This window comes from Corynebacterium sp. (assembly GCF_030532965.1).
Taxonomy (GTDB): domain Bacteria; phylum Actinomycetota; class Actinomycetes; order Mycobacteriales; family Mycobacteriaceae; genus Corynebacterium.
In genome coordinates this window covers 240901-265410 of the sequence record NZ_JAUNKC010000001.1, presented here as the reverse complement: position 1 = coordinate 265410, position 24510 = coordinate 240901, and the positions used below count along the sequence as shown (strand labels likewise).

Annotated in this window: 22 protein-coding genes and 1 tRNA gene; 14 read left to right on the top strand and 9 right to left on the bottom strand. The window is 54.9% G+C overall.

Annotated features, from left to right (window positions below; all coding sequences use genetic code 11):
- Positions 1–20 precede the first annotated feature (20 nt).
- On the top strand, positions 21–1487 hold the full coding sequence (locus Q4D85_RS01235) for an NCS2 family permease (protein WP_303197658.1): 1467 nt from the start codon (positions 21–23) through the stop codon (positions 1485–1487).
- A gap of 203 nt (positions 1488–1690) precedes the next feature.
- Positions 1691–2536 (top strand): RNA methyltransferase, encoded by an 846-nt coding sequence (locus tag Q4D85_RS01230; RefSeq protein WP_303197656.1) that lies wholly within the window; start codon positions 1691–1693, stop codon positions 2534–2536.
- Between the two features lie 7 nt (positions 2537–2543).
- Here the strand turns inward: Q4D85_RS01230 and Q4D85_RS01225 are convergent, their stop codons facing one another.
- The 3 genes from Q4D85_RS01225 to serC form a co-directional block, all read right to left on the bottom strand.
- Positions 2544–3455, bottom strand: a complete 912-nt coding sequence (locus Q4D85_RS01225; RefSeq protein WP_303197654.1) for a hypothetical protein — start codon at positions 3453–3455, stop codon at positions 2544–2546.
- A gap of 34 nt (positions 3456–3489) precedes the next feature.
- Positions 3490–4503, bottom strand: coding sequence for a septation protein SepH (gene sepH, locus Q4D85_RS01220; protein ID WP_303197652.1), 1014 nt, complete (start codon positions 4501–4503; stop codon positions 3490–3492).
- A gap of 132 nt (positions 4504–4635) precedes the next feature.
- The gene (serC, locus tag Q4D85_RS01215; RefSeq protein ID WP_303197650.1) at positions 4636–5769 is read right to left on the bottom strand and encodes a phosphoserine transaminase; all 1134 of its coding nucleotides are present in this window, start codon (positions 5767–5769) and stop codon (positions 4636–4638) included.
- Between the two features lie 760 nt (positions 5770–6529).
- Between serC and Q4D85_RS01210 the strand changes: the two genes are divergently transcribed.
- Both Q4D85_RS01210 and fkpA read left to right on the top strand, forming a co-directional pair.
- Positions 6530–7822: a citrate synthase gene (locus Q4D85_RS01210; protein ID WP_303197647.1), complete on the top strand. Its 1293-nt coding sequence runs from the start codon at positions 6530–6532 to the stop codon at positions 7820–7822.
- Positions 7823–7994: 172 nt separating this feature from the next.
- Complete coding sequence (fkpA, locus tag Q4D85_RS01205) at positions 7995–8354, top strand: FKBP-type peptidyl-prolyl cis-trans isomerase FkpA (RefSeq protein ID WP_303197646.1); 360 nt, start codon at positions 7995–7997, stop codon at positions 8352–8354.
- A gap of 65 nt (positions 8355–8419) precedes the next feature.
- On the opposite strand, the gene Q4D85_RS01200 is transcribed toward fkpA, so the two are convergent.
- Positions 8420–9931, bottom strand: a complete 1512-nt coding sequence (locus tag Q4D85_RS01200; RefSeq protein ID WP_303197644.1) for a carboxyl transferase domain-containing protein — start codon at positions 9929–9931, stop codon at positions 8420–8422.
- A gap of 103 nt (positions 9932–10034) precedes the next feature.
- Between Q4D85_RS01200 and Q4D85_RS01195 the strand changes: the two genes are divergently transcribed.
- From Q4D85_RS01195 to Q4D85_RS01175, 5 genes are all read left to right on the top strand, one after another.
- A complete protein-coding gene (locus tag Q4D85_RS01195; RefSeq protein WP_303197643.1) occupies positions 10035–10898 on the top strand; it encodes an aldo/keto reductase in 864 nt (287 codons plus the stop codon).
- A gap of 172 nt (positions 10899–11070) precedes the next feature.
- On the top strand, positions 11071–11880 hold the full coding sequence (locus Q4D85_RS01190) for an enoyl-CoA hydratase (RefSeq protein WP_303197642.1): 810 nt from the start codon (positions 11071–11073) through the stop codon (positions 11878–11880).
- Positions 11881–12263: 383 nt separating this feature from the next.
- A complete protein-coding gene (locus tag Q4D85_RS01185; protein ID WP_303197641.1) occupies positions 12264–12602 on the top strand; it encodes a DUF485 domain-containing protein in 339 nt (112 codons plus the stop codon).
- 11 nt (positions 12603–12613) lie between these two features.
- A complete protein-coding gene (locus Q4D85_RS01180; RefSeq protein ID WP_303197640.1) occupies positions 12614–14260 on the top strand; it encodes a cation acetate symporter in 1647 nt (548 codons plus the stop codon).
- A gap of 164 nt (positions 14261–14424) precedes the next feature.
- On the top strand, positions 14425–15255 hold the full coding sequence (locus Q4D85_RS01175) for a hypothetical protein (protein WP_303197639.1): 831 nt from the start codon (positions 14425–14427) through the stop codon (positions 15253–15255).
- A 4-nt stretch (positions 15256–15259) separates the two neighbouring features.
- Here Q4D85_RS01175 and Q4D85_RS01170 read toward each other — a convergent pair whose 3' ends face one another.
- From Q4D85_RS01170 to Q4D85_RS01155, 4 genes are all read right to left on the bottom strand, one after another.
- Positions 15260–16204, bottom strand: a complete 945-nt coding sequence (locus Q4D85_RS01170) for a DUF1906 domain-containing protein (protein ID WP_303197638.1) — start codon at positions 16202–16204, stop codon at positions 15260–15262.
- A gap of 187 nt (positions 16205–16391) precedes the next feature.
- Positions 16392–17675: a cation:proton antiporter gene (locus Q4D85_RS01165; protein ID WP_303197637.1), complete on the bottom strand. Its 1284-nt coding sequence runs from the start codon at positions 17673–17675 to the stop codon at positions 16392–16394.
- An 80-nt stretch (positions 17676–17755) separates the two neighbouring features.
- On the bottom strand, positions 17756–18229 hold the full coding sequence (locus Q4D85_RS01160; RefSeq protein ID WP_303197635.1) for a hypothetical protein: 474 nt from the start codon (positions 18227–18229) through the stop codon (positions 17756–17758).
- A gap of 1016 nt (positions 18230–19245) precedes the next feature.
- Positions 19246–19318 (bottom strand) — tRNA-Arg (locus Q4D85_RS01155).
- Between the two features lie 67 nt (positions 19319–19385).
- Here Q4D85_RS01155 and Q4D85_RS01150 point away from each other — a divergent pair.
- The 4 genes from Q4D85_RS01150 (at position 19386) to cobF (ending at position 21563) form a co-directional block, all read left to right on the top strand.
- Positions 19386–19982, top strand: coding sequence for a DUF4291 domain-containing protein (locus tag Q4D85_RS01150; protein WP_303197634.1), 597 nt, complete (start codon positions 19386–19388; stop codon positions 19980–19982).
- A gap of 131 nt (positions 19983–20113) precedes the next feature.
- Positions 20114–20305, top strand: a complete 192-nt coding sequence (locus Q4D85_RS01145) for a hypothetical protein (protein ID WP_303197633.1) — start codon at positions 20114–20116, stop codon at positions 20303–20305.
- Positions 20306–20467: 162 nt separating this feature from the next.
- A complete protein-coding gene (locus Q4D85_RS01140) occupies positions 20468–20743 on the top strand; it encodes a hypothetical protein (RefSeq protein ID WP_303197631.1) in 276 nt (91 codons plus the stop codon).
- A 76-nt stretch (positions 20744–20819) separates the two neighbouring features.
- Positions 20820–21563: a precorrin-6A synthase (deacetylating) gene (cobF, locus tag Q4D85_RS01135; RefSeq protein WP_303197630.1), complete on the top strand. Its 744-nt coding sequence runs from the start codon at positions 20820–20822 to the stop codon at positions 21561–21563.
- Here the strand turns inward: cobF and Q4D85_RS01130 are convergent.
- Positions 21530–21796, bottom strand: a complete 267-nt coding sequence (locus Q4D85_RS01130; RefSeq protein WP_303197629.1) for a mycoredoxin — start codon at positions 21794–21796, stop codon at positions 21530–21532. The two genes, cobF and Q4D85_RS01130, sit on opposite strands and share 34 nt — an antisense overlap.
- A 798-nt stretch (positions 21797–22594) precedes the next feature.
- On the opposite strand from Q4D85_RS01130, the gene Q4D85_RS01125 reads away from it, so the two are divergent.
- Positions 22595–24508, top strand: a complete 1914-nt coding sequence (locus Q4D85_RS01125; RefSeq protein WP_303197628.1) for a beta-glucoside-specific PTS transporter subunit IIABC — start codon at positions 22595–22597, stop codon at positions 24506–24508.
- The last annotated feature ends 2 nt before the right edge of the window (positions 24509–24510 follow it).

Below are 24510 nucleotides of genomic sequence, written 5' to 3'. Positions count from 1 at the left end.
CACACTTACTTGGAGAAGAAATGGCAGAATCCACCGTGGGGTCAGCCGCGCAACAAAGTGCGCTGGATCGCTTTTTCCACATTACGGAACGGGGCTCCACTTTAAGCACCGAGATTCGGGCTGGTGTAGTTACCTTTTTCGCGATGGCGTACATCATCATCCTGAATCCACTCATCATTGGCACCGGGGAAGATGTCAATGGCAAAGTACTAGGAATTCCACAGGTCGCAGCCGCAACCGCGTTAGCCGCCGGCGTGATGACCATTGCATTCGGGTTAATCGCCAGATACCCATTCGGCATTGCCACAGGCCTGGGCATTAACACGTTGGTTGCTGTGACCATGGTCAGTTCCGAAGGACTCTCGTGGGAAGAAGCGATGGGCCTGGTGGTCCTCGACGGTATTGTCATCGTAATCTTGGCAGTTTCCGGTTTCCGAACCGCCGTATTTGAAGCGATCCCGTCCTCGATCAAAGCCGCCATGGGCGTGGGTATCGGCATGTTCATCGCCCTCATCGGTTTAGTCGACGCCGGTTTCGTCCGCCGTATTCCAGACGCGGCGGGAACCACCGTGCCAGTCAGCCTGGGTATGGGTGGCTCGATTGCATCCTGGCCGACCTTTGTATTCGTCATAGGCCTCGTGATCTGCGGTGTTTTGGTAGTGCGTAATGTTCGAGGCGGACTTTTCATCGGTATCGTCGCAACCACCATCATCGCCATGATCGTTGAAGCCGCAACCGGCGCTGGCCCTTCCTTCGTCGACGGCAAGCCAGTCCCAACCGGTTGGTCGCTCGCGGTGCCAGTCCTACCAGACTCGATCGGTGGTCTGCCGGATCTCTCGCTGGTCGGCGATGTCTCCCTTATCGGCGCATTCAGCCGGGTGGGCGTGCTGGCCGCAACAATGCTGCTGTTCACCCTGGTTCTTGCCAACTTCTTCGACGCGATGGGAACAATGACCGCGCTGGGTAAGCAGGCAGACTTAGTAGACGAAAACGGCAACCTGCCCAACATGAAGGCAGCGCTGATTGTCGAAGGCGCGGGCGCAATTGTGGGTGGCGGCGCTTCCGCCTCCTCCAACACCGTTTATATCGACTCCGCAGCAGGCATCGCCGATGGTGCCCGAACCGGCTTAGCTAACGTCGTCACCGGTGTGCTCTTCCTCCTGGCGATGTTTTTAACCCCGCTGTATTCCATCGTCCCGATCGAAGCAGCAGCACCCGTATTGGTCGTAGTGGGTGCGTTGATGATCTCCCAAGTTCGGGATATCGACTTCACTAAGTTCCACATCGCACTTCCTGCTTTCTTGACCATCGTGGTCATGCCATTTACCTACTCCATTGCCAACGGCATCGGCGTTGGGTTCATCGCATACGTTTTGATGACCACCGCGGCTGGCAAGGTGAAGGAAGTCCACTGGATCATGTGGCTCTTGGCTGCGCTTTTCCTAGTCTTCTTCGCAGCTGACCCAATTCTCCAAGCAATCGGCTAACACCGATCAGATTAATCCGCGCTTCGGCGCGGATTTTTTCATGCACACCGGAACCTGTTCCTGACACCATATGGGTTGCTTTGGCCAACCGGTCACCCGGGCTGGTTTTTCCAGGTGCGGCGACCGACTTTTAAGCGCAGGCATAGAGGTTCAACGTGGGCGAAGGTGCGGCAGATGCGCTGGCTGTTTTAGAGTAACTAGCTATGGATTTCCCGCATATCGCCGCCCCCACCGACCCCCGGCTCGCCGACTTCTGCGACCTCAAACACTCCGATAATCGCCCCGACCTGCCCGGCGGAAAAGGTCTCGTGATAGCAGAAGGCCCACTTGTGGTGGGGCGGTTACTCGCCTCACGGTTTCCCGTGCGCTGCATCGTCGGGTTCCCCCACAAGCTCGAAAGCTTCCTAGCCGATCCCGAAATCGCGCAGCAGATCGCCGCAGCGGACATCCCGGTGTACAGCGTGGACCGGACCACGCTAGCCGAAGCAGCGGGCTTCGATATGCACCGTGGCTTACTCGCCTCCGCCGACCGGGCACCGGCGCTCAGCATCGACGACGCGATCACAGACGCAACAACCGTGGTGGTGTTGGAAGGGGTAGGCGACCACGAAAACATCGGTTCCATGTTCCGAAATGCCGCAGGAATGGGAGTCGACGCGGTTCTCTTCGGCAATGGCTGCGCAGACCCGCTATATCGTCGGGTCGTTCGGGTATCCATGGGACACGTCTTGCGCACCCCGTTTGCCCACTTCGACGGAAAATTCACCAATTGGCAATGGGGGCTGAGCACACTCATCGACGCCGGATTCCACCTGGTGTCCCTCACCCCGCACGAAGACGCGGTGCCACTGGCGCAGGCGCTTTACGACGACACCGGCACACCCTATCCCAAAGTCGCGTTATTAGTCGGCGCGGAAGGCCCAGGGCTGACCGAACATGCGATGCGCGCCACCCACGTGAGGGCTAAAATCCCCATGTCGCCAGGTACAGATTCGCTGAACCTGGCAACAGCCGCGGCCATCGCGTTTTACGAACGGCTACGCGGCTAAGACTCTGTTATTTCTCGGGGCGTTTTGGTGGCGTAACTTGGTCGATATGGCGTAACCGCTCATGCAGCTGGCCCAATGTCACCGACACCTTCTTGCCTACTTTTCTGGCCCGAGTTTTAGCGCGGGACATAGTCGTACGGGCGATGCGCTGCAATTCTTGGCTGAAATCGGTTTCCGCTATCAGCTCGTCGAATTCATGAACCCCCTCGTAATCGTCATAGTCGCGCCGGGTGCGTCCCAGTCCTAATTGGGCGGAAGCGGTTGCAGAAAGCTGACCGACGTCGGGTTTTTTAGGTTGCGCGATTTTGGGTTCGGGGCGACCGTCGATGGCGTAGGCAACGACATTGATGTCTGGCGCGGTTAAGACATCGAACCCTAACCAATAGCGTTGGGCTTCGTCCGCCAGAGCGATCGGCTCAAAAGGCAACGCAATCCCGCTGTGTTTGGAGCTGGTGGTTCCCGCCCAGAATTGGTTTTCGAAGGGTTCCACCAGGCCGATGTCCTCATAGACGCGTTGCGGTTCGGCGCAGAACGAGCGCTTCAACGTTCCGGCTCGCCAGTGGGCGAAGCCGCCGAAACCGGTTGCCGGATTGGTGGCAAAAGCGTAGACGTCCAACGCCGGAATCGCGGTGCGCAGCCGGGCATTGAGCGCGGATAATGTGGTCGTTCCGGTGATTACCGTTTGGATTACTGACAACCCGGCGAAACCTGCGATGTAAAATTCACCCGGCGACACTTGGGCGGAGCGGTTTAAGGCGAATTGGCCGATGGGGGTGACCGACCAGCGGGGATTGAGCTGGGATAACAGTTTGCGCCCAAAACCGCGATCTGCGCGCGGGGTAGCGGCAATCACCCGTTGTGGATCGGCGGCAGTGACAAACCACAAGGTAATAACGAGATCTTGTGGCTGCGAATCCACGTATTATCCTCCTGCAATGTGATGGAAAGTGACTTTATTTCCGAGGCCGCTTAGTGCTGGTGCGAACCCCTAACAGCACGTCTTCCCAGTGTGGGGTGACTGCTTTTCGACGCCGTTTCGTTTGCGGCGGTGGATGTTGCACCAGATCCTCACCCGTTGTTTCCTGCGCGGGTGGGGCAGGTGGACGTTCGGATTCCTCGTGGAAATCCTCTGGTAAATCCTCGTCGCGAACCACTGGGATCGGCGAGGTGACCGCTGTCAGGCTGCGCACCGGCTGCACAAAATCGGGATCTATCAGATCGGCCGCCAGGCTATTTCGGGCGACGGCGGTTGCGCTGGAAGTTCCGTGCCGGTGATAGGACCACTCGGCGACGTTGTCGCTGACCCCAACCGTCCAGTTAACCGTAACCACCCATTGCCCGGCGCCATCGCGATAGGTGTCCCAGTGGGTGGTGGATAGGTCAAGACCACGGGCGGCAAAAGCTGTGGCAAGTATTTCCCACAGCGTCAGTTTGGCGGGGCCATCGTCGCGAACTGGGTGCGCCCGTTTGGCGAGATCCGCAAGTCGCGCCCGCTCTAACAGTACCGGGTGGGCGTAGCTTTCGATCCGCGACGCGGGGACGTCGTTAAGCTCAGCAATATCGGCGACCGATGCGCCTGCGCGGATGCGTTCCTGGATCTCCCGGGGTGTCATTTTAAGCGGTGCCGACAAACGCGGATCTACTTCGCGGGCGGTCGCCGTGTCCCCGATCTCGGCCAGCGGGGTCATTGGTTGCAGCGGCGTGATGGAATCAATCGGTGATTGGCTTGCGGTGCCACTGTCTTCTGTCTGTACCGAACTCAACCCAAGGCCGACGTGAGAATCGGTGGTTGATTCTTCGTCGTCTTTCAAGGCGTGAGCCGGGGAATAACTGTGTTTTGGTTCCTGTTCAACGAGCGCGGAGCGGAGCTCATCGGTGACGACGAGGAAGAACTGTTGATCGTCCTCGGTGCGAAGCACCAATGATCGCGCAGTCGACTCGGCGGGTACCAAGAAGAGTTCCTGCATTAATACACCAGCTCCTTAATTGGTGTTGCTCATGTGATTTAAGTACCCACCTTAACGCACAAACGCACGCAACTGCGGTAGAAAGTCCGCGTGTGCGTGCGTTTTTCCTGCGAAAACTACTGGCGTCTCGAATTATTTATTGGCAAAACCTCCGTCAAGAACGAAATCAATAGCCTTTGTTAATGTCTGGATGTCGGCGGTGTCGATGGCGGGGAACATGCCGATACGCAGCTGATTTCGGCCCAGCTTGCGGTACGGCTCCACATCAAGAATGCCGTTGCTCCGCAAAATCTTTGCAACAACCGCGGCGTCAACGGTGTCATCAAAATCAATCGTGCCCACAACCAACGAGCGTTTCTCGGGATCGCTGACAAACGGCGTGGTTTCGGCGCGCGATTCCGCCCACGAGTACAACGCAGCCGCGTTCGCGGATGTACGATCAACCATTCCGGCAAGGCCGCCGTTGTTATTCATCCACTGAACCTGGTCGGCCAACATCAACAACGTGCCCACGGCAGGGGTGTTATAGGTCTGGTTCTTCAAAGAATTATCGACCGCAGTCTGCAGGTTCAAAAACTCCGGAATGAACCGGTCGGAAGCATTGATCTTCGCAATCCGCTCCAATGCCGCGGGACTTACGGCGGCGAACCACAAGCCGCCGTCGGAGGCGAAGCACTTCTGCGGCGAGAAGTAGTACACGTCAGCTTCGGCCATATCTACTGGCAAACCACCCGCGCCGGAGGTAGCGTCGATGACCACGAGCGAGCCTTCGGATCCTTCAGGCCGGACGATCGGCACCATAGCGCCGGTCGAAGTCTCGTTGTGTGCCCAGGCGATGACATCGCAACCCGCCATCGCCGTTGGGGCTGGGGCGTCGCCCGGCTCAGCGGTGACGATGGTAGGTTCATCAAGCCACGGTGCCTGTGCGGATGCTTTGGCAAACTTCGAGGAAAATTCGCCGAAGGAAAGGTGACCCGACTTCTTGTCAATCAAGCCGAACGTGGCGGCGTCCCAAAACGCGGTTGCGCCACCTAGCGACAGGATAATCTCGTAACCCTCCGGCAAGCTGAACAACTCCGCCAATCCGGTGCGGATGTCACCGACCACATTTTTTACTGCGGCCTGGCGGTGAGAAGTACCGATAATGTCGCGGCCACCGGCGACGATTGCCTCAAGTTGGGACTGGCGAACCTTGGACGGGCCGCAACCAAAGCGGCCGTCGGAAGGGAGAAGATTATCTGGCAGGGTGGGGAACTGATCGCTCATGTTCACACTTTCTTGTCCGAAAAAAGGGAAAACTACCTAATGTCATAAACCGACAGCAGTGGTTAAAAAGCTTAGCGGTTTCATCTTGGACATTGCTATTGCAAACAGCCTGAAAGCTGGCCCGGTACCTCCATCTGTGGGCAGTAACGGTGCGGGCACCGAAGGGAGTGGGGGTTAGTCGGGTTAGGTTTTCAGAAGCCATGCGTAGGGGATAATTTGTAAATATGCCCTTAGCAATCCGTCAGGTTAAGGGGGTGGTAGGGGGTGATTGATTCCGGGCTGAACAGGGTAAATATGCAGGGAATTCATTAGCTGTCGCGCGTATCACAGCTTTTGGTACACTGTGCAATGCCCCACGCGCAGCTATAAGTATGTACTGTCATACGAGGAGCAAGGCTGATTGATAATCCCCAAAAATAACTTGGTGATTTCACCCACCTAAACCTTTCGTTGTGGAGTGGTGGAGCCGCGAAGGTTTCGCCAAAAACCACAACACCTCACGGTGGGCAGCCGCTGCGAAATACAACTAAATCTTTTAAAACGTTTTTGTCGTCTAAGCCAATACAACTGAATCAACAGTGTATAAACATTCACTTTTGATTGGTGAAGGTGTCAGGCCGTTTTAGCTACCAACTGCATGCGCAACTGCACGTATGTATTGTGCATAAAGTTTTGGCACTACTATAGTTTCTTCAACTTCGCTGGGAACTAGTTACCATTCCCGGTGTCGTGAGTCCTCAATAAAAATGAAAGGGAAGCTGTGGCTACTGAAAACGAAAAGGCTGTACTTCATTACCCTGGTGGCGAGTTCGAGATGGACATCATCAAAGCCACCGAAGGCAATGATGGTGTAGTTCTGGGCAATTTGCTGGCACAGACCGGTCTGGTTACCTTCGATCCAGGCTATGTCTCTACCGGCTCCACCGAGTCTAAGATCACCTACATTGACGGCGATGAAGGCATCCTGCGTCACCGTGGCTATGACATCGCAGACCTGGCTGAAAACGCTACCTTCAACGAAGTCTCCTACCTGCTGATCAAGGGCAAGCTTCCAAATCAGGAAGAACTGGAAAAGTTCAACGACGAAATCCGCCACCACACCCTGTTGGATGAGGACTTCAAGGCCCAGTTCTCCATCTTCCCGCGCAATGCGCACCCAATGAGCGTTCTGGCTTCCTCTGTCAATATTCTTTCCACCTACTACCAGGATCAGCTTGATCCATTGGATGAGGAACAGCTGGATAAGGCAACCGTTCGCTTGCTTGCGAAGGTTCCAATGCTGGCAGCATACGCATACCGGGCATCCAAGGGTGCGCCGTACATGTACCCAGACAACTCCCTCAACGCGCGTGAAAACTTCCTGCGCATGATGTTTGGTTACCCAACCGAGCCTTATGAGGTCGACCCAGTTCTCACCAAGGCCCTGGATAAGCTGCTCATCCTCCACGCAGATCACGAGCAGAACTGCTCCACCTCCACCGTCCGCATGATCGGTTCCGCACAGGCCAACATGTTCGTCGCTATCGCAGGTGGCATCAACGCCCTGTCCGGCCCGCTGCACGGTGGCGCTAACCAGGCTGTTCTTGAGATGCTGGAAGAGATCGACAAGAACGGCGGCGACGCAACCGACTTCATGAACCGCGTGAAGAACAAGGAAAAGGGCGTTCGCCTCATGGGCTTCGGCCACCGCGTGTACAAGAACTACGATCCACGCGCAGCCATCGTCAAGGACACCGCACACGAGATCCTGGATCACCTCGGTGGCGACCACCTGCTGGATCTGGCTATGAAGCTGGAAGAAATCGCACTGTCCGACGAGTACTTCATCCAGCGCAAGCTCTACCCGAACGTAGACTTCTACACCGGCCTGATCTACCGCGCAATGGGCTTCCCAACCGACTTCTTCACCGTTCTGTTCGCCATCGGTCGTCTACCAGGCTGGATCGCACAGTACCGGGAGCAGCTGGCTACCACCACCAAGATCAACCGTCCACGGCAGATCTACACCGGTGAAACCCTGCGCAAGGTGACCCCTCGTTCCGAGCGGGCATAGTCAGGCTGGAACACCCACTTCGATGCAAAACAATTGTGATGCGGAATCATAATTGAGCTGCAAAATGGAGCCGGTTACGCAAACACCCACTACAATAGGATGGGAGTTTTCGTGACCGGCTCTTGTCGGTTGCTTTATTCTTTCTTCACAGTCCAAAGGAGATTCATCCCCCATGGAGAAGCCAGTTATTGAAAAACCAACCGGCCCAGCCCCAGAGGACCTGGTCATCACCGACCTCATCGAAGGTGACGGTCCGGAGGCACTGCCGAATGGTCTGGTGGAAGTCCACTACGTTGGTGTCGACTTCGAAACCGGCCAGGAGTTCGATTCGTCCTGGGATCGTGGCCAAACAATTGAATTCCCGCTAGCCAACCTCATCGCTGGCTGGCAAGAGGGCATCCCCGGCATGAAGGTTGGCGGGCGTCGTCAGTTAATCATCCCGCCAGAGGCCGCCTATGGCCCCGAAGGCGTTAACCACCCACTGGCTGGGCACACCTTGGTTTTCGTCATCGACTTGATCAGCGTCGGTTAATCCGCAAGAAAAATCCGGTTACCCCGAACAGTTGTTTTTCGGTAGGTAACCGGATTTTTGCTTCCCTAGTCGCCAATCAACGAATCAGCCAACCGCTCGTAATGGCGGAAACGTTGCTCCCGGCCCACCCGCTTGGGATTATTCTCCAACTCCCACAATGCGTGGGTGATGTGCTCAATCACCCGTTGGATAAACTCCGTTGGTTCCTCGGCCGCATCGGGGGCCTCAGGGATGATGTCGTCGATGATTCCCGCCTCCAACAACGCCTGCGCGGATACGCCTTGGTCCTGCATCATCTGCGGCGCATGGGTGGTGTCGCGGTAAATGATCGCCGACGCGCCCTCCGGTGGCAACGGCGATAACCAGCCATTCGCGGCGGCTAATACCTTATCGGCGGGCAGCATCGCTAACGCACCGCCGCCACAGCCTTGGCCGAGAATAACGGAAACGGTAGGCACGTCGACATCGACAAGCTCGCCGAGCGTTCGGGCAATCGAACCGGCCATCCCGGATTCCTCAGCCGCCTGCGACAATTCCGCACCAGTGGTATCAATGATCGAAATGAGCGGGATCTGGAGCTGATGCGCCAACGCTATGCCGCGCCGGGCGAACCGCAGTGCGGCAGGCCCCATTTCGGTTTCTGCAAGCGGTGGCTGATTGTGACGATCCTGGCCAATAACGACGACCGGCCGACCTCCGATCCGGGTCAATACCACCTTTATCGTGGGGGAGGTGCGGCCATCGCCGGTACCGGACAGCGCGATCACCTGCTCGGCGCCGAGCGCGTCGAGAAGCTGCTGTAAGCCGGGGCGGTCGTGGCGCCGGGTCGCGGTGATTGCGTCCCAGGCGGTGGCGGGAAGCGCGGCGGCGACCGGAACATGAACAGTAGGTTCCGCGATCGCGGGCGGGGACAATAAAACGTCGTTGATCTTGCGCATAGATCCCCGCAGTTGCTGCGGCGAAATGACGCCGTCGATGACGCCTTTGTCTGCCAAGTTCTCACCGGTCTGCACGCCTTCCGGAATCGGGCGGCCGGTGGTGAGCTCAACAACGCGAGGGCCGAGGAACCCGAGCAGGGCATTGGGCTCGGCGAAGGTGAAGTGACCGGCCGAACCCCAGGAGGCCATAACGCCGCCGGTGGTGGGATTGCGCAAATACACTAAAAACGGCAGGTGAGCGTCTTTATGCCGGTAAACAGCCGTGGTGATCGACACCATGAGTGCAAACGCGGGTGTGCCTTCTTGCATGCGGGTGCCACCCGACGACGGTGAGATAAGCAGGGGGAGTTGTTCTTCTGTAGCGCGATGGATTGCGTCGATGATGCGGCGCGCGGTTGCCGCGCCGATGGAACCGCCGAGGAACGCAAACTCGCTGAGCACGAAAGCAACGCGGGTGCCAAAGACAGTTCCCTCTCCGGTGACCACTGCTTCGTCGACGCCGGACTTCTCCCGGGCTTTGGCCAGGGCTGCCACGTAGTCGTCGGAAATATCCCCATAATGAGGGGCTTTGTCCCACGATATGAACGAATGTGGGTCGAGAATTTCGGAAATGAGTTGCTGGGCGGAAATGCGTGTCATGGGGTACAGATTAGCCCCTTGACACCCCCTATTGTGGATGTATTTGGAAAAGAATCAGCCTTACTTCACTCGTGATTACTCAAAAAGGGGTACAAACGTGGGTATGGCAGTTAGAAACATTCCAAGTTTTACGCTTAACGACGGCACCGAGATGCCCGCAATTGGATTCGGCACATGGAAAGTAACGGGGCCGGAAGCGGTAGGCATCGTTCGCAGGGCTATCGAAGTCGGCTATCGGCATATCGACACCGCAGCCATTTATGGCAATGAAGTGGAAGTGGGTAAGGCCATCAACGAGGCCATTGCCGCAGGTGATGTCACGCGCGACGAACTGTTCGTCACATCCAAACTGTGGCACGACCACCACGGGGAAGGATTGGTGCAAACCGCATTCCAAAAGTCTCTTGCCGATCTCGGGCTCGATTACCTCGATTGCTATATGGTGCATTGGCCATGGCCGCAAGGCGGCAAATACGTAGAGAGCTTCGCGGCGATAGCCAAAATTCAAGGACTGGGACAATTGCAATCCGTGGCGGTGGCGAATTTCAATGCTGAGCATTTGGCGGATATTCATCGGGAAACCGGCGTTGTTCCGGTGCTCAACCAGATCGAATTGCACCCCGGTTTCTCCCAAGCTGGCATGCGCGCGACACATGACGAATTAGGGATCATCACCGAAGCGTGGTCGCCGCTGGCCCGGGGCCATGTGCTTGGACACCCTGTGATTGAAGAGATTGCGCGTCGTGTTGTCAAGACTCCCGGACAGGTGGTCTTGCGGTGGCTGTATCAGCTAGGGGTGTCGACGGTGCCGAAAGCCGCCAGCCCGGAGCGGCAAGTGGAAAACCTGGAGATCTTCGATTGGGAGCTAGCACCCGAAGATGTTGCGGCACTGACCGCCTTGGACGATAGCGACATCGCAGGGCGCATGTATGCAGATCCGGCCGAGTTTCCCGGCGAGGTAGACTAGCGCGGCGCGCGAGTACGAGACGAATGTGATGGTCGTCCGCGCTATCGAAGCGGGCGACATTTTCGGCCGGTTGATGGGCGACCATGACCGTGACGCGGTGGTGATAAACGCGCCACGGGTTACTGGGTAATAACGATACGCGTTGCCGAATAATAAAACAGTACTGAAAAACATGGAAGGCAGTGGGGTAGTGGCGGAATCGGAAACTGATGAAGAATTGCTGGTAGAAACGAGTGGGCAGGTGCGAATCCTCACTCTTAATCGCCCGGAAAAACGCAATGCGTTAAATACAGATATGTGCCGCAAGATCGCGGTCGCGGTGCATGAGGCTTCGCATGGCCCAGGTGAAACCGCACGGGCGGTCTTGATCCGCGGCAATGGCAAAGCCTTTTGCGCCGGAGCTGACCTCGGCCCAACTGATACTCAGGCGGAGGCAACTGGTGGCGTTTATGGTGGTGGTTTCCATGAGGCGTTGCACACCATGTTGCGGGCGATTGTGAATTCGCCGGTTCCGGTTATCGCGGACATTCAAGGGCCAGCGGTCGGTGCGGGTAGTCAGTTGTCGTTGGCCTGCGACCTTCGGGTGGCGGGCGAAAATGCGTGGTTCGGGGTTCCCGCCGCAGCACTCGGCTTTGCGTTGGATTCGTGGACGATTAATCGGGCGCAGGATCTCTTGGGAGGCTCGATTGCTCGCAACATGCTGATTGCCCACCAGCGGGTCACCGCTGAACAAGCAGCTGTCGTCGGATTCGTGACAAAGATTGGCGATAGTCAAACCGCATTGAATTTCGCCGAGGAAGTGGCGTCGCTTGCACCATTGGCGATGAAGCAGCTGAAGGGGGTGCTGAACGAGCGCGACGGTAGTTATAACTTAGACGCCCAGCAGCAGGAGCTTTACGACGTGTGCTGGGCGAGCGAAGACGCGGCGGAAGCGAAGGCCGCGCGTCGTGAGAAGCGGGCACCTGTTTTCCGGGGCCGGTAGATTCGCGAGTCTAGGTTGTGAATTCACAAAATTTGCAACCTAGATTGTGAATGTTGTCTTCGCAAAATTAACAACTCCCAGTCCGGGGAGATAATGGGGGTGGGGTATTGGGGATGGAAAACCGAGTTCATGGCCGTTGTTGGGGGTGAGCTAATGGTTGTAAATGACCTAAATCACTATTTTAGTTCTCCATTGCAAAGTGAGTTAGGTAACTTTTTCTGTGTGACGCAGCCAACCTAACAGATTTTTCTGTCGAAGTAATGGTGTTATTGCCTCGGCTTAACGTTGTGCTGAGTTGCCAGTTTCTTCACATCATTCCTCTTTCACGATGAATGAACACTTCTTTGGGGGTTTCCCCTGGTTTTGAGAAAGCGAGTTTTTTTATGAGTGCTGCTCAAGCACCGCAGCGGCGTCAGCCCACTGCACAAGAATTTCGCGATATGCAAGCGAGCCCGCAGTTTGCCGAGCTCAAGCGGACATATCGATCGTTTACGTTCCCGATGTCGGTAGCCTTCTTCGTGTGGTACGTGGCTTACGTTATTTCGGCCATCTATTTCCCATCATTCATGGCACAGCCAGTAATCGGCTCGATCAATATGGGAGTGATTGCTGGCTTCGCCCAGTTCGCTACCACCTTCCTGATCACCTGGATCTACATTCGCTACGCAAATAAGAACATCGAACCGCAGGCAGCGGCTATTCGTGAGGCAATGGAAGGGTAACGGTAACACTCATGACTGAATCAATTTTCGCTTCCGCTACCACCTCGGCCGGAAACCCTATCCTCAATATCGCGGTATTCCTGGTTTTCATCGTCGCCACCATGGCGGTGGTGCTTCGGGCTGGTAAGACCACTAAAGACGCCTCCGATTTCTACACCGGTGGTGCATCGTTCTCCGGTAAACAAAATGGCCTCGCCATCGCGGGTGACTACCTTTCCGCAGCCTCCTTCCTTGGTATCGTCGGCGCGATCGCGCTCAACGGTTACGACGGATTCTTGTACTCGATCGGCTTCTTCGTCGCATGGTTGGTGGCGCTATTGCTGGTCGCCGAGCCGCTCCGAAACGTGGGCCGCTTCACCATGGCCGACGTGCTTTCGTTCCGCTTGAAGCAAAAGCCAGTTCGTGTGGCTGCTGCGTTCGGCACGCTGTTCGTGTCCTTGTTCTACTTGATCGCCCAGATGGCTGGCGCTGGTTCGCTGGTTTCCGTGCTGCTTGACCTCCACGACACCACCTCACAGTCCATCGTTGTCGCTGTCGTCGGTGTCATCATGATCCTCTACGTACTTATCGGCGGCATGAAGGGCACCACCTACGTCCAGATGATCAAAGCTGTTCTTCTGGTCGGCGGCGTTGGCATCATGACCATCCTGGTATTCGTTGCAGCTAAGGGCGGAATGTCCACCCTCATGGATCTCGCGGTAAGCAAGCACGCAGCTTCAGACTACATCGCTGAAAAGGGCTATGAGGCATCCAAGATTCTGGAACCGGGCCTGAAATACGGAAAGACTGAATTGACCAAGTTGGACTTCGTGTCCCTGGGTATCTCGCTGGTGTTGGGTACCGCTGGTCTGCCTCACGTTTTGATGCGCTTCTACACCGTGCCAACCGCTACCGAGGCCCGTCGTTCCGTTACCTGGGCGATTATCCTCATCGGTGCGTTCTACCTCATGACCCTGGTTCTCGGCTACGGCGCCGCCGCGCTGGTCGGCCCCGACGCTATTACCGCCGCCCCTGGTGGTGCAAATGCTGCGGCCCCACTGTTGGCACTTGCTCTGGCTGGTCCGATCTTCATGGCCGCCATCTCCGCTGTTGCTTTCGCCACGGTTTTGGCTGTGGTGGCGGGTCTTGCGATTACCGCTTCCGCGTCTGTCGCACACGACATCTACAATGCGGTGCTGCGTAACGGCCAGGCCTCAGAAGAAGAGCAGGTTCGGGTTTCCCGGATCACGGTTATCGTCATCGGTGTCCTCTCCATCATCTTGGGCATCTTGGCCATGGGTCAGAACGTTGCCTTCCTGGTATCGCTGGCCTTTGCCATCGCAGCTTCCGCTAACCTGCCAACCATTCTGCTCTCGCTGTACTGGAAGCGCTTCAACACCACCGGTGCAGTGGCCTCCATGTACGTTGGCCTTGGCGCGGCACTGTTGCTGATTATCTTCTCCCCAGCTGTATCCGGTTCCCCAACCTCGATGCTGCCGAACGTGGACTTCGCCCTGTTCCCGCTTTCCAGCCCTGGTATCGTCTCCATCCCGCTGGCCTTCATCGCAGGTATCGTCGGTACCTTCGTCGGAAAGCCAGACAACCTGGACGATCTGCAGGCAGAAATGGAAGTCCGCTCCCTGACCGGTGTCGGTGTTGAGGCGGCAGTTGACCACTAAACGTTTTGAGGAATTGGCACTTCGCTAAGCGGGTGTCAATAACTGAAGAAACTGGCGACAATGCCCCTGGTACCCCCATTGTTTCAGCGAATTCTTGCCAGCGCTGACAGTGCGTACCAGGGGCATTTCCCATTCCTAAAAACGATCAGGCTAGGATAATTCGCATGTCCAATTCGAGGTTAGCTAGTGGTACGCGCCGAGCGTATTCGACGATGGCCACCAGCGCCAGGGCAGCTGTCGCACTGGCTGCCGTTTTCATGCTGACGTCGTGCAGCGTCGCTGACCCGATCGTCGTTACGCCGAAGGTGATGGCGGCGCCCGCTAACGCCACTAAGAAACTCGACACTTCCGGATTCCATTACACCCCACTGTCTGACCCGGAACTGGATACCCATGGCTATCAAATTACTTACGTCAATCTCGCTACCGGGGCGCATATTGGTTCGGCAAATGAGCGCGATAGTCGGCCGGCGTTAAGCCTGATCAAGCTGTATATTGCTCATTACGTCTTTGAACACGGAACGAAAGAGGACAAAGAATTGGCGCAGGTCATGATCTCGAAATCTGATGATTCTGCCGCCGACGAGCTTTTCGCAACCTACCCGGAATCCATCGATTCTGTGGCCAAGGATTTCAACCTTGATTCCACAAAAAGCGATCCTGCCTGGGGCTATTCGGTGACCTCAACATACGATGTTGCCTATTTTTTAGCCCAGCTCAAAACTTTCGATCCAAGTTCACAAGTGCTGAAAACCATGCGGGAAGCGAAAGTTAAAGCATCCGACGGAACGACTCAGGACTTCGGTACTGTCGTCCTACCAGGGGTTCTCGGTTCCAAGTGGGCGTGGTCGAACGACAAGGATCTGCATTCTTCGGCTAGTTTTGGGCATAATTTCGTGGCGGTGGCTGCTGTTCACGGCGATGCAAAAACCCTCACCAAATTGGTCGAATACCAGTTGCTTGGTGAGGGCAAGAACACCGAATTTGGTGGTTGATTGCTTAGCTCGATTTCTTAGCGATTTCGAGTGCCATATTGATCTGATCTGCTGAAGGCATTGGGAATTGCCGTCCGCCTGGAATCTGGCTTGACATGCTATTAAGCGTGTTTCCGATCTGATTGAGGGTTTGCGCATCAAACGGTAAACTGCCGCCTTGACCAGATGGCGAGCTATTACCAGGTGCCGCTGGCGCAGCCGGTGTCGTACCTGCCTCACCCGGGGTCCACTGGCCCCAGTCTTGCGCGTAAACGTTATTCACATCCACGGTGACCCCGCCGATGACCTGAGTGAAACCGGCTTTCTGGTGGATGGTCGTGCGTGGGTGAATTCGCCCATTAGAACCCCAGTCGTGCTGCCAGAAATACGACCCCAACCCGTCCTGGATCGACCAGTCGATGGTGTTGTAATTTCCGTACACGCCCATGGAATACCCCTGGCTGCGCAAAGCGGTGTTGAAGGCTTGCAGGTATGGGCGAATCTGCTGTTCGTACTGCTGTCGTGACGGATTGTCGTCGATAGCGACGTAAATTGGGCGTCCCTTTGGCCCGCCCGCCGCCACGTGCAACGCGATAGCCTGTGGCGCGTGAATCGCCGCACCAGCAGCGCCTTGCTTCCAGTCGGCGGATGCGTCTTTGCCGAATTGATAGACCGAAGCGGTCTTGAGACCCTGACGTGCCTGTGCTTGAGTTTCGCCGATGGTGACAGGCTTACCGACCATCCAGGTTTCGGTTCCGGGGCGACGCTGGGAAACGTAACGTACCGTGCCGATGTGCCCCGCATCCCGAATAGCGGTCGCGCTCGGAACGCCCGCAGCGTAGTCGATGACTGTTCCCAGGACGGGGCCGAGTGCGTGGGCGGTGGGGGCGACGGTGGTGGAAAGCGTGAGCGCACCGGCGAGAGCCACAGCGGTTGTTTTAAGGAAACGGCGGCGACTGAAAATACTCATGGATCTCCCAAAAGAGTCTCGGAAAGCCAAGGGTAACGGGCTAAACCCGTTAAACCTTCAGCAACTTTATTAACACTAGTCAACAACAGTAACAGGGTCTGGGGTGTAAATAAAGTGCTGTTTTAGGTTTTAACCCGAAGACCGCCCCCGAAAATTACAAGAATCACCGCCATGGATAGCGCTATTGCTAATCACTGTGTGGGGCGGCGGATTCCTCAACCGTGTTATCAGTCGAAACGGCGGATTTCTCACCACGCGGCTTCAGCACATGCGCCAAAAGTGGGAATAACAACACTGTGGCTGAACCGGCGGCGACCAACAGCGACGCATTCTCGTCGCTAAGCAAATCGGAAGCGACAGCCACCTCGGTCACCGCGACAATAATCGGCAGCGCGGTTGCCGTATATAAACTCAACTGAATCTTTTCCCGGACGCTGCCCAGGGACGAACCCGTATTGCCGAAAAGCTCCCGCAGCAGAACCGGAAGTCCGCGCGTGACATAAATGAGTGGTACCAAGATCACGAGCATCCACGGGTTATTAAGAACCGCTTTCGGGTCGATCGACATGCCCGAACAAATGAAGAAAACCGGAATCAAGAGCGAATACCCGACGATATCCAACCGTTGTTCCATTGCTGTTTGATACTTCTCTGGCACCATCTGGTGCAAAATAACACCCGCCGCAAATGCACCCAAGACCACATCCAGTTCGAATACGGCGGCCACCGCCATCAAGATTCCCAACATCCACAGCACCAGCCGCAAAACAGTCTGGTTGGTCGAGCCTGCCTCATCTACCATCGCTTTATGCATCCAAGGGAGGAAAAACTGCACCGTGCGGGGGATCATCGCAACAATGCCTGCGATCAGGAAGAAACCGAATAACACAACTGCAGTCACCCAGGTAGCGCGGGCGGACAATAGCAATGCCATCGCAAGAATGGGGAGCACCTCACCAATCGCGCCATGCACCAGCAAAGATTTGCCCACCGGCTTATGCAACGTGTCTTGCTGCTTCATAATCGGCATTAAGGTGCCAACCGCAGTGGACGTGACTGCGATAGCCAGCGCAACCGCCGTGGATGCATTATCAGGATTTAACAGCAAAAACGCGCCCGCAAAACTTAAGATCATGCAGATAATCCACGTGGATGCGGCGCTGCGCCCTTCCTTGCTTCGCAGTGTTTGCGGATTGATCTCGTAGCCAGCTAGCAAAAACAACATGCCCAATCCCAGCTGTTTTAATAGCCCCACGCCACCTTCAGTGGAGGCTAGGCCCAGCCAATACGGGCCAATCAAAATTCCGTAGCCGATGAGTAATACGACAGCCGGTATTTTCCGACCAGTCATCCACGATACAAACGGCGCTAAAACGGCGCCGCTCATAATCCACGCAAACGACACCAATGGGCCGGATTCAACAATACCTGCCGCGAGGACATAGGTATCCGAAGAAGACACGGTAATCATAGGGAAGTAGTTTATGGCAGAAACTACAAAACCAGTACCTTGGTGGTGAAATAACCTGGAACCGGTTAAGAAAAATGCACCTAAGGGGTGACCGTGGCGGTGCCAACCACCGCCATATTAGTAGTGGAAACCGAAGGGCTCTGATCGAGCTGTACCTGGATGCTTTGCGATTCCATCCGTGCCCCCAAAGACTTCTGGGATTCGGTGAAACAATAATCGGTGTACAGTAGCGTCCCGTCATACATCAAGGACGCACCAGGGGATTGATCGTGCAAACATTCCTCGATTTGCATCCCGCCGTAAGAAGCTACCGACTTCATCAAATATGCAACATTGGGTTCGCCATAGGAGATTTCCGCAAGATTGCCGCCAGCCATGGGGGCAAGGAACGTGGAAGAGTCGCTTTCATCGCCATGTGCGTATTGGCCCGCGTCGATAACCTCCGACGGGTAAGGCTGGGAATTGTATAACTGCCATGCGAAATACGGAACGAAACTAAACACTCCAAGTGCACCAAAAAGAGCAAGATAGAAGGTTGAGAAAAACCTTTTCATGGACTGCTCCTTTGGTGTTGCGGTGAAATTCCGGAATACACAACGGAATTTTTTGGCCGTTATCAATGTTGATGATTACAGAGTGTAGCCCCATTTTGCGTAAAAACTGCATAAAATGCGACGGGGGTATTGCTGCGAAAAAACCGGTTGTAATGCTCTTTTAAGCGGGCCGGAGGTGAATTTTAATACAGCAGGCGCGCTATGCTGCATCTTTGATGCAAATTCACTGGTTAGCAATTCTTCAGCGTGGGAAATAAGGGGGTAACCGTTAATGAAACATTTATGTTTTGAGGGGTAGCCTAAAGTTTGATTGGCGCTTTTGAATCTTTTTAGATCAGACGACCGACCAATTTATGCAAACGATGAGCATTGAGAATTTTCACCCCTGCAAAGGGGAATATTGAAAATCAGACGCTATAAATCTACGTTTTTCAATGCCGGATGGGGGCAGAGAATTTGATAAAAGTTCGGTCACAAACGTGCCTGAATACCGCCGCCCGTGCCTGTAACACCATCGGAAAACGAATAAAACTCCAGCAAAATGCGCAACTTTATGCAAAAATCACCAATCTGCCGGTTGCGTCTGAACCAAAGAAAAGCCTAAAAGTACGCCTGGACCTTTCACATGCCAGCCCGATTCCGCTTTCCCGCCAACAATCGCGCAGTTGTCGTTTTTGCACACCTTAGGGAAAGAAAACACAGCCAGAATCGATTGCGTCCTGCTTGTCGACGCACATAATGCGCCAAGCAGGAATCAATACCTATCGGTTGCAAAGCGTGTGGAAAGGCAGCAACTATTTCGCCTAGCCCTTGCCACAACCTCATTCCGAAGCGTCTACCTGCCGACTATTGACTGTCAGAACATGCCAGAAAAACGAATACGAACCCTCACCCAGCACGAGCCCTTAACGCAAAAATAACCGGCGATCCGTGTTCCTATTTCAGAACACAGACCACCGGTTATGTCCACCATGTCGCGACTGATATGTCAACTATGTCCCGACTGATGACAAAAGTGCCCCAGAGAGGATTCGAACCTCCGACACCGGCTTTAGGAGAGCCGTGCTCTATCCACTGAGCTACTGGGGCAGTGACTTTCCTAGGGTAGCGCACCCAGTAAGTTTGGAACAAAAAGCAGGGTGGTAGTCTTTTGTGAATGCAAAACGAGCAGATCCCATTGCGGCAAATTCGGGCCTACACCACAGAATCAACTATCCGCGTGTATCAAGCGTATTCGCCCGCGATCGCTGTGCCAGCAGTGGCTGCGCAACAGTTCGTGCCGCCGTTTAAGCGTGACCGAATGACCTGGATTAAGCCGTCGTTTCTGTGGATGATGTACCGCTGTGGGTGGGGAATGAAGCCCGGCCAGGAGCATGTTTTGGCCATTGACATTCACAAGTCGGGGTTTGAGTGGGCGTTGCGGCATTCGGCCTGGGCGCATTTTGACCCACATCTGCACGATAGTGAGGAAGCGTGGCGGACGGACATGGTGGCGCAACCGGTGCGGGTGCAATGGGATCCGGAGCGGTCGGAAACGTTGGAGAAGCTTTCGCATCGCAGCATTCAGATTGGATTGAGTGGTGAGGCCGTCGAAAAGTATGTTGACGAGTGGACGGTGACCATTACGGATATATCTGACACCGTGCGTGCCATTAGGGAGGGCGACGAAGCTGCACTTCACCAGATACTTAGTGTGGAGCGCCCGATTACGTTGCCAACGGATATCGTTACGCGGATTGGGGCTACCGGGTAGTTCCCTTGTAGGCGTGTGGTGGCAGCGGATTTGGTTGGTTTCTTTGCCCCAAGTGGTATCGCTTGGGCACGGGTTCTGCTTATGCTGGTTGCAGGAACGTTTGCTGGGTTTTGGTTAAGGAGGGTTTGAGCATGCCAGATCGTCACCCGATTTTTCATGATGTGGAGCGCCGCGCGGTTGCAGCGACGATTATTGAGGAAAACGGCCAACGGCTATTGGTTTTGGATCTATTGCATGAGGATGGATCGTCGTCGCGGATATTGACATTGAATGATTTCGATGCGCACCAATTGCTGTCAGTATGCCAGCAATACGTGGATTAGCACGGTTTTCGCTGACTGCTTTTCGACGGCCAGCGCAGCGCCCGCCGGATCAGTTACGGCAGTTACCCCCAATTCGGGTAAATGGTTTCTGTGTCCCACCGCAGTCGGCAGCGAACATTTAAGATTGAAGTAATTGTCCACTTGCGAAATTAAGGGGTTACCATGTCCGAATTGAAGCCAACTTTCACCGATGTGAAATCACGCAAGATCATCACTCGTCTGATTGAGGAAAACACATTCGAGTATCTTGTGGTGGAGCAGATCAGCGAGGACGGCACCACTGCTGAACAGATTTTGCAGCTAAACATGTACGACGCAAAGCGTCTTTCGCAGGCTTGTGAACTATTCATGCAGCGCAGTATTGCCCGTAACTTCGCTGACTTCTCCGGCCACCTTACGCCAGCCGACCGGGATGACATTTTCCACGAGGAAGATTAATCCGTTTCGGTTTAGACTAAAACCTGCCTACGTGTATACACGAGGCAGGTTTTTTAAATGTTGGGCAAAGGTAAACATGCGTGAGATCGTAGTTATTGGTATTGGTGCAGGTAATCCGCAACATATTACGTTGGAAGGTATTTCCGCTTTACGACGTTCCGATGTTGTGGTGGCGCTGGACAAAGGGGATATAAAAGACGATTTACTGGGCGTAAGGCGGGAGATTCTTAACGCGCATAACCCTGACATCCCGTTAATAGCGGTTGCTGACCCGCCCCGGGATCGCAATCCGCAGGATTATTCCGCGGAGGTGCACCGGTGGCATGACGCGCGAGCGGAACTTCTAGAGCGAACCATTATCGACAACACCCATCCAGATGGGGTGGCTGCGTTTCTGGTTTGGGGCGACCCATCGTTATATGACTCGACGTTGCGCATCATTGAGCGCTTCACCGAGCCGATGACTGTGACGGTTATTCCTGGGATCACGGCGGTCCAAGCGTTGACTGCTGCGCACAAGATTCTCCTTAACCGGGTAGGTGAGGAAATTGTTATCACAACGGGCCGTCAGGTGTCAGAAGGTGCCCGGCACCGTAACTGCGTGGTGATGCTTGATGGCGGTGCCGCGTGGTTGGAAGCAGCAAACCCCCACACCTATATGTGGTGGGGGGCTTATGTGGGAACACCTCATGAGGTGTTGGTTCACGGCTATGTTTCTGAAATCGGAGCCGAATTGGCCGAGCGCAAAAAGAAGCTACGTGCCGAACACGGCTGGATTATGGACATTTACTTATTGCGCGAACTCGATAGCTCTTCGTAGCGGCGAATCACCTGCTTAGCAGGTGGATTGGTGGCATGGCTGCCGTCGGAATATAGCACGGTTGGTACTACTCGGTTTCCGTTATTGACGGATTTCACCCATTCGCCTGCCTCGGGGTTTTCTTCGACATCAATATTTGCGTAGGGGATTCCTGCCGAATCAAGCGCTGCGACTAACTTCTGGCAAAACGGGCACCATGTGGTGGTGTGAAGGGTGACAAATTCATTGCTCATAACTACTCCAACGTTTGTGGCGCGGGAATAATTCCCGGCTAAACCATAAGTTTTGAGAGCATTCTGGTGTGCTGTACAACACCCGTGTTTTGGTCGGGGGAACGAAAACTTGTGGTCGCGACATGACCCGATTTGCTGCACATTGGCGTTGAAACTGTGGGGGATGGGGCTATAACCTGCACCAATCTGGGTGCGGTGCGCATTTTTGAGGGCAACTCGACCTTTTCGTGGTTCGGCGGTTGGATTCGAGCCCTTGGGGACGTAAAAGTCGAGTTGGGGTTCCGCCGCAGCGCGACTTGCTGCTTTTGTAGAGGGGTTTTGGATCTTGGGTCTGGGAATATTTGCGCCGAAAACCACATTTGCACCGTCGAAACCACTAAGCCAAAGCGGTTAGGTCCTCAGTGCGTTATCCCAGAATGCGGTGGATCAGGCTCCGCCTTTGAGGCCGTCGAATCCCTGTGGCCATGATGCCGGGAGACGCCCTGTTGTCATGATGCTGTGAGATAGGGGATCGGTTGGTGACTGAACGCGGCATTTTCAGCTGTTTAGTCGGAGAACGCTGGGGTTAATATGCAGCGATTTTGATATTTATGATGTCTGCCATAGTTACGGCAAATTGTGACGGATGTGGCCTAGTATTAGACCTAATCGGCTATAAGGCCTGTTACTCCGACAGCGAGGCAGAACCTTAAGCGGAACCCCTCAAGGGTTTGCTTTGGTGCTTTGCGTGCGGAGTTTTTCTTTTTGGGGTTTCGCTTTGGGGATGGTCTTGCAAACTTCAGAAAGGACGTCTCGAAAATGAGCGAGAAAGTGCGGGACTATCCCAAACTGGCGCGCGACATAATTGAACTTGTCGGCGACAGGGACAATGTTCGCCAAGTCTCACGATGCGCCACAAGACTTCGGCTAGAGCTCAAAACCACCCCCGAAGGCGCACACGAAAAAGTTGGGGAATTGCCTGGTGTTATCACCGTGGTGGAAAAAGGTGGTCAGTTCCAGGTAGTAATCGGCAATCACGTTGGCGATGTATATGAGGTAGTCGTTGACGAACTTGATCTCGATCCAGAAGCTGCTGAAACTGGTGCCAAACCCACCGTTTTAAATCGCATCATCGCCATGATGTCGGCAGTGTTCGCGCCGTTTATCTACGTGCTGGCGGCGGCTGGTTTGATTCAAGGGTTGCTTATCATCGCTAAATCTATATCCCCTTCGGTGGAGCAAACCGGTGCATTTGAGATCTTCACCTTCATTTCCTGGACGCCGTTTACGTTCCTGCCTATCTTGATTGCCATCACAGCGGCACAGTTTTTCAAAGTCAATCCGTTTATCGCAGTGGTTTGCGCGGCGGCACTGGTCAACCCTGATTTCACAGCCATTGCGTCACGTATTGCGGATGGTGAAACTGTAAGCTTCTTTGGTATCGCGCTCTCACCAACAACCTACACGTCGACGGTTCTACCGCCACTGATCTTGGTGTGGGTCTTATCCTATTTGGAACGTTGGTGCCGAAAGGTACTGCCAGGTGTGGTCGTGCAACTGTTCACCCCTCTTATCTGCATCGCGATTATGGTGCCGTTAACTATCCTTGCCATCGGCCCGATTTCCGCAGGCGGTGCGAACTTTGTGGCTAATGGATACAACTGGCTTGTTGATTTCTTCCCGCCACTGGCTGCGGCGATCATCGGTGGTTTTTGGCAGGTACTGGTTATTTTCGGGGTTCACTGGGGTGTCACCCCAATGGTTCTTGCAAACTTCGACCAGTACGGTTTCGACAGCTTCCAGGCATTCCAAACTGTTGCCGTGATCGGTCAGGTAGGTGCCGCCTTCGGGGTATTTATCAAATCGCGTAGCAAAGAGATGAAGCAGGTAGCGGCTTCTGCCTCGCTAACGGGTATTTTCGGTATTACCGAACCGGCTATTTATGGTGTGACCCTGCGGTTGAAGAAGCCCTTTGTTTGTGGGTGCGTAGCCGGTGCCGTCGGTGCTGTTGTGGTGGCGTTGTTTGGCTCTAAACAATATGTATATGCGGGTTTGCCAGGTCCGTTGACCATCATGAACGCCTATAGCCCGGGGACGAATTCGTTGTTGGGTGAGGTTATTGGGTGTTGCGTGTCTTTCTTCGGCGCAATCCTGCTGGTGCAGTTCATCGGGTTTATTGATCCCGTAGATAAGGACGCGAAGGTGGTTGATGCGGAAGAAGCGGAAAACTATGCAGCTAAGGCTGCGGAAACCGGCGTGTTAAAGATCACCAGCCCAATCAGCGGTGCAGTAATGGCATTGGAGGACGTAGACGATCCGGTGTTTGCCACCGGTTCCATGGGACGTGGCGTTGCCATCAAACCAACCGACAACAAAGTGTATGCTCCCTTTGCTGGTGAGATCGCCACGCTATTTCCATCGGGGCACGCCGTCGGTTTGATTTCCGACGACGGAGTGGAAGTACTCATTCATGTCGGCATTGATACCGTCACTCTTGGTGGGGCGCCGTTTACCAGCCATGTTGCCAAGGGGGATCGGGTAGAAGCAGGTGAGCTTTTGCTGGAGTTCGACTCTACAGCAATTGAAGAGGCGGGGCTGAGCACCGTGACACCAGTACTGGTGACCAATAGCAAGATGTTTAGCGACCTTGTTGTTCGCCCCATTGCCAAGGCCCGTCATGGTGACGAAATACTCGTCCTCGTCCCAGAACTTGAAGCAGCTCAACAACGATAAGG

Coding starts and splice junctions, on each gene's coding strand:
- Q4D85_RS01235 (WP_303197658.1), top strand. CDS start 21: ATGGCAGAATCCACCGTGGGGTCAGCCGCGCAACAAAGTGCGCTGGAT.
- Q4D85_RS01230 (WP_303197656.1), top strand. CDS start 1,691: ATGGATTTCCCGCATATCGCCGCCCCCACCGACCCCCGGCTCGCCGAC.
- sepH (WP_303197652.1), bottom strand. CDS start 4,503: ATGCAGGAACTCTTCTTGGTACCCGCCGAGTCGACTGCGCGATCATTG.
- serC (WP_303197650.1), bottom strand. CDS start 5,769: ATGAGCGATCAGTTCCCCACCCTGCCAGATAATCTTCTCCCTTCCGAC.
- fkpA (WP_303197646.1), top strand. CDS start 7,995: ATGGAGAAGCCAGTTATTGAAAAACCAACCGGCCCAGCCCCAGAGGAC.
- Q4D85_RS01200 (WP_303197644.1), bottom strand. CDS start 9,931: ATGACACGCATTTCCGCCCAGCAACTCATTTCCGAAATTCTCGACCCA.
- Q4D85_RS01195 (WP_303197643.1), top strand. CDS start 10,035: ATGGCAGTTAGAAACATTCCAAGTTTTACGCTTAACGACGGCACCGAG.
- Q4D85_RS01190 (WP_303197642.1), top strand. CDS start 11,071: ATGGAAGGCAGTGGGGTAGTGGCGGAATCGGAAACTGATGAAGAATTG.
- Q4D85_RS01185 (WP_303197641.1), top strand. CDS start 12,264: ATGAGTGCTGCTCAAGCACCGCAGCGGCGTCAGCCCACTGCACAAGAA.
- Q4D85_RS01180 (WP_303197640.1), top strand. CDS start 12,614: ATGACTGAATCAATTTTCGCTTCCGCTACCACCTCGGCCGGAAACCCT.
- Q4D85_RS01175 (WP_303197639.1), top strand. CDS start 14,425: ATGTCCAATTCGAGGTTAGCTAGTGGTACGCGCCGAGCGTATTCGACG.
- Q4D85_RS01170 (WP_303197638.1), bottom strand. CDS start 16,204: ATGAGTATTTTCAGTCGCCGCCGTTTCCTTAAAACAACCGCTGTGGCT.
- Q4D85_RS01165 (WP_303197637.1), bottom strand. CDS start 17,675: ATGATTACCGTGTCTTCTTCGGATACCTATGTCCTCGCGGCAGGTATT.
- Q4D85_RS01160 (WP_303197635.1), bottom strand. CDS start 18,229: ATGAAAAGGTTTTTCTCAACCTTCTATCTTGCTCTTTTTGGTGCACTT.
- Q4D85_RS01150 (WP_303197634.1), top strand. CDS start 19,386: ATGCAAAACGAGCAGATCCCATTGCGGCAAATTCGGGCCTACACCACA.
- Q4D85_RS01145 (WP_303197633.1), top strand. CDS start 20,114: ATGCCAGATCGTCACCCGATTTTTCATGATGTGGAGCGCCGCGCGGTT.
- Q4D85_RS01140 (WP_303197631.1), top strand. CDS start 20,468: ATGTCCGAATTGAAGCCAACTTTCACCGATGTGAAATCACGCAAGATC.
- cobF (WP_303197630.1), top strand. CDS start 20,820: ATGCGTGAGATCGTAGTTATTGGTATTGGTGCAGGTAATCCGCAACAT.
- Q4D85_RS01130 (WP_303197629.1), bottom strand. CDS start 21,796: ATGAGCAATGAATTTGTCACCCTTCACACCACCACATGGTGCCCGTTT.
- Q4D85_RS01125 (WP_303197628.1), top strand. CDS start 22,595: ATGAGCGAGAAAGTGCGGGACTATCCCAAACTGGCGCGCGACATAATT.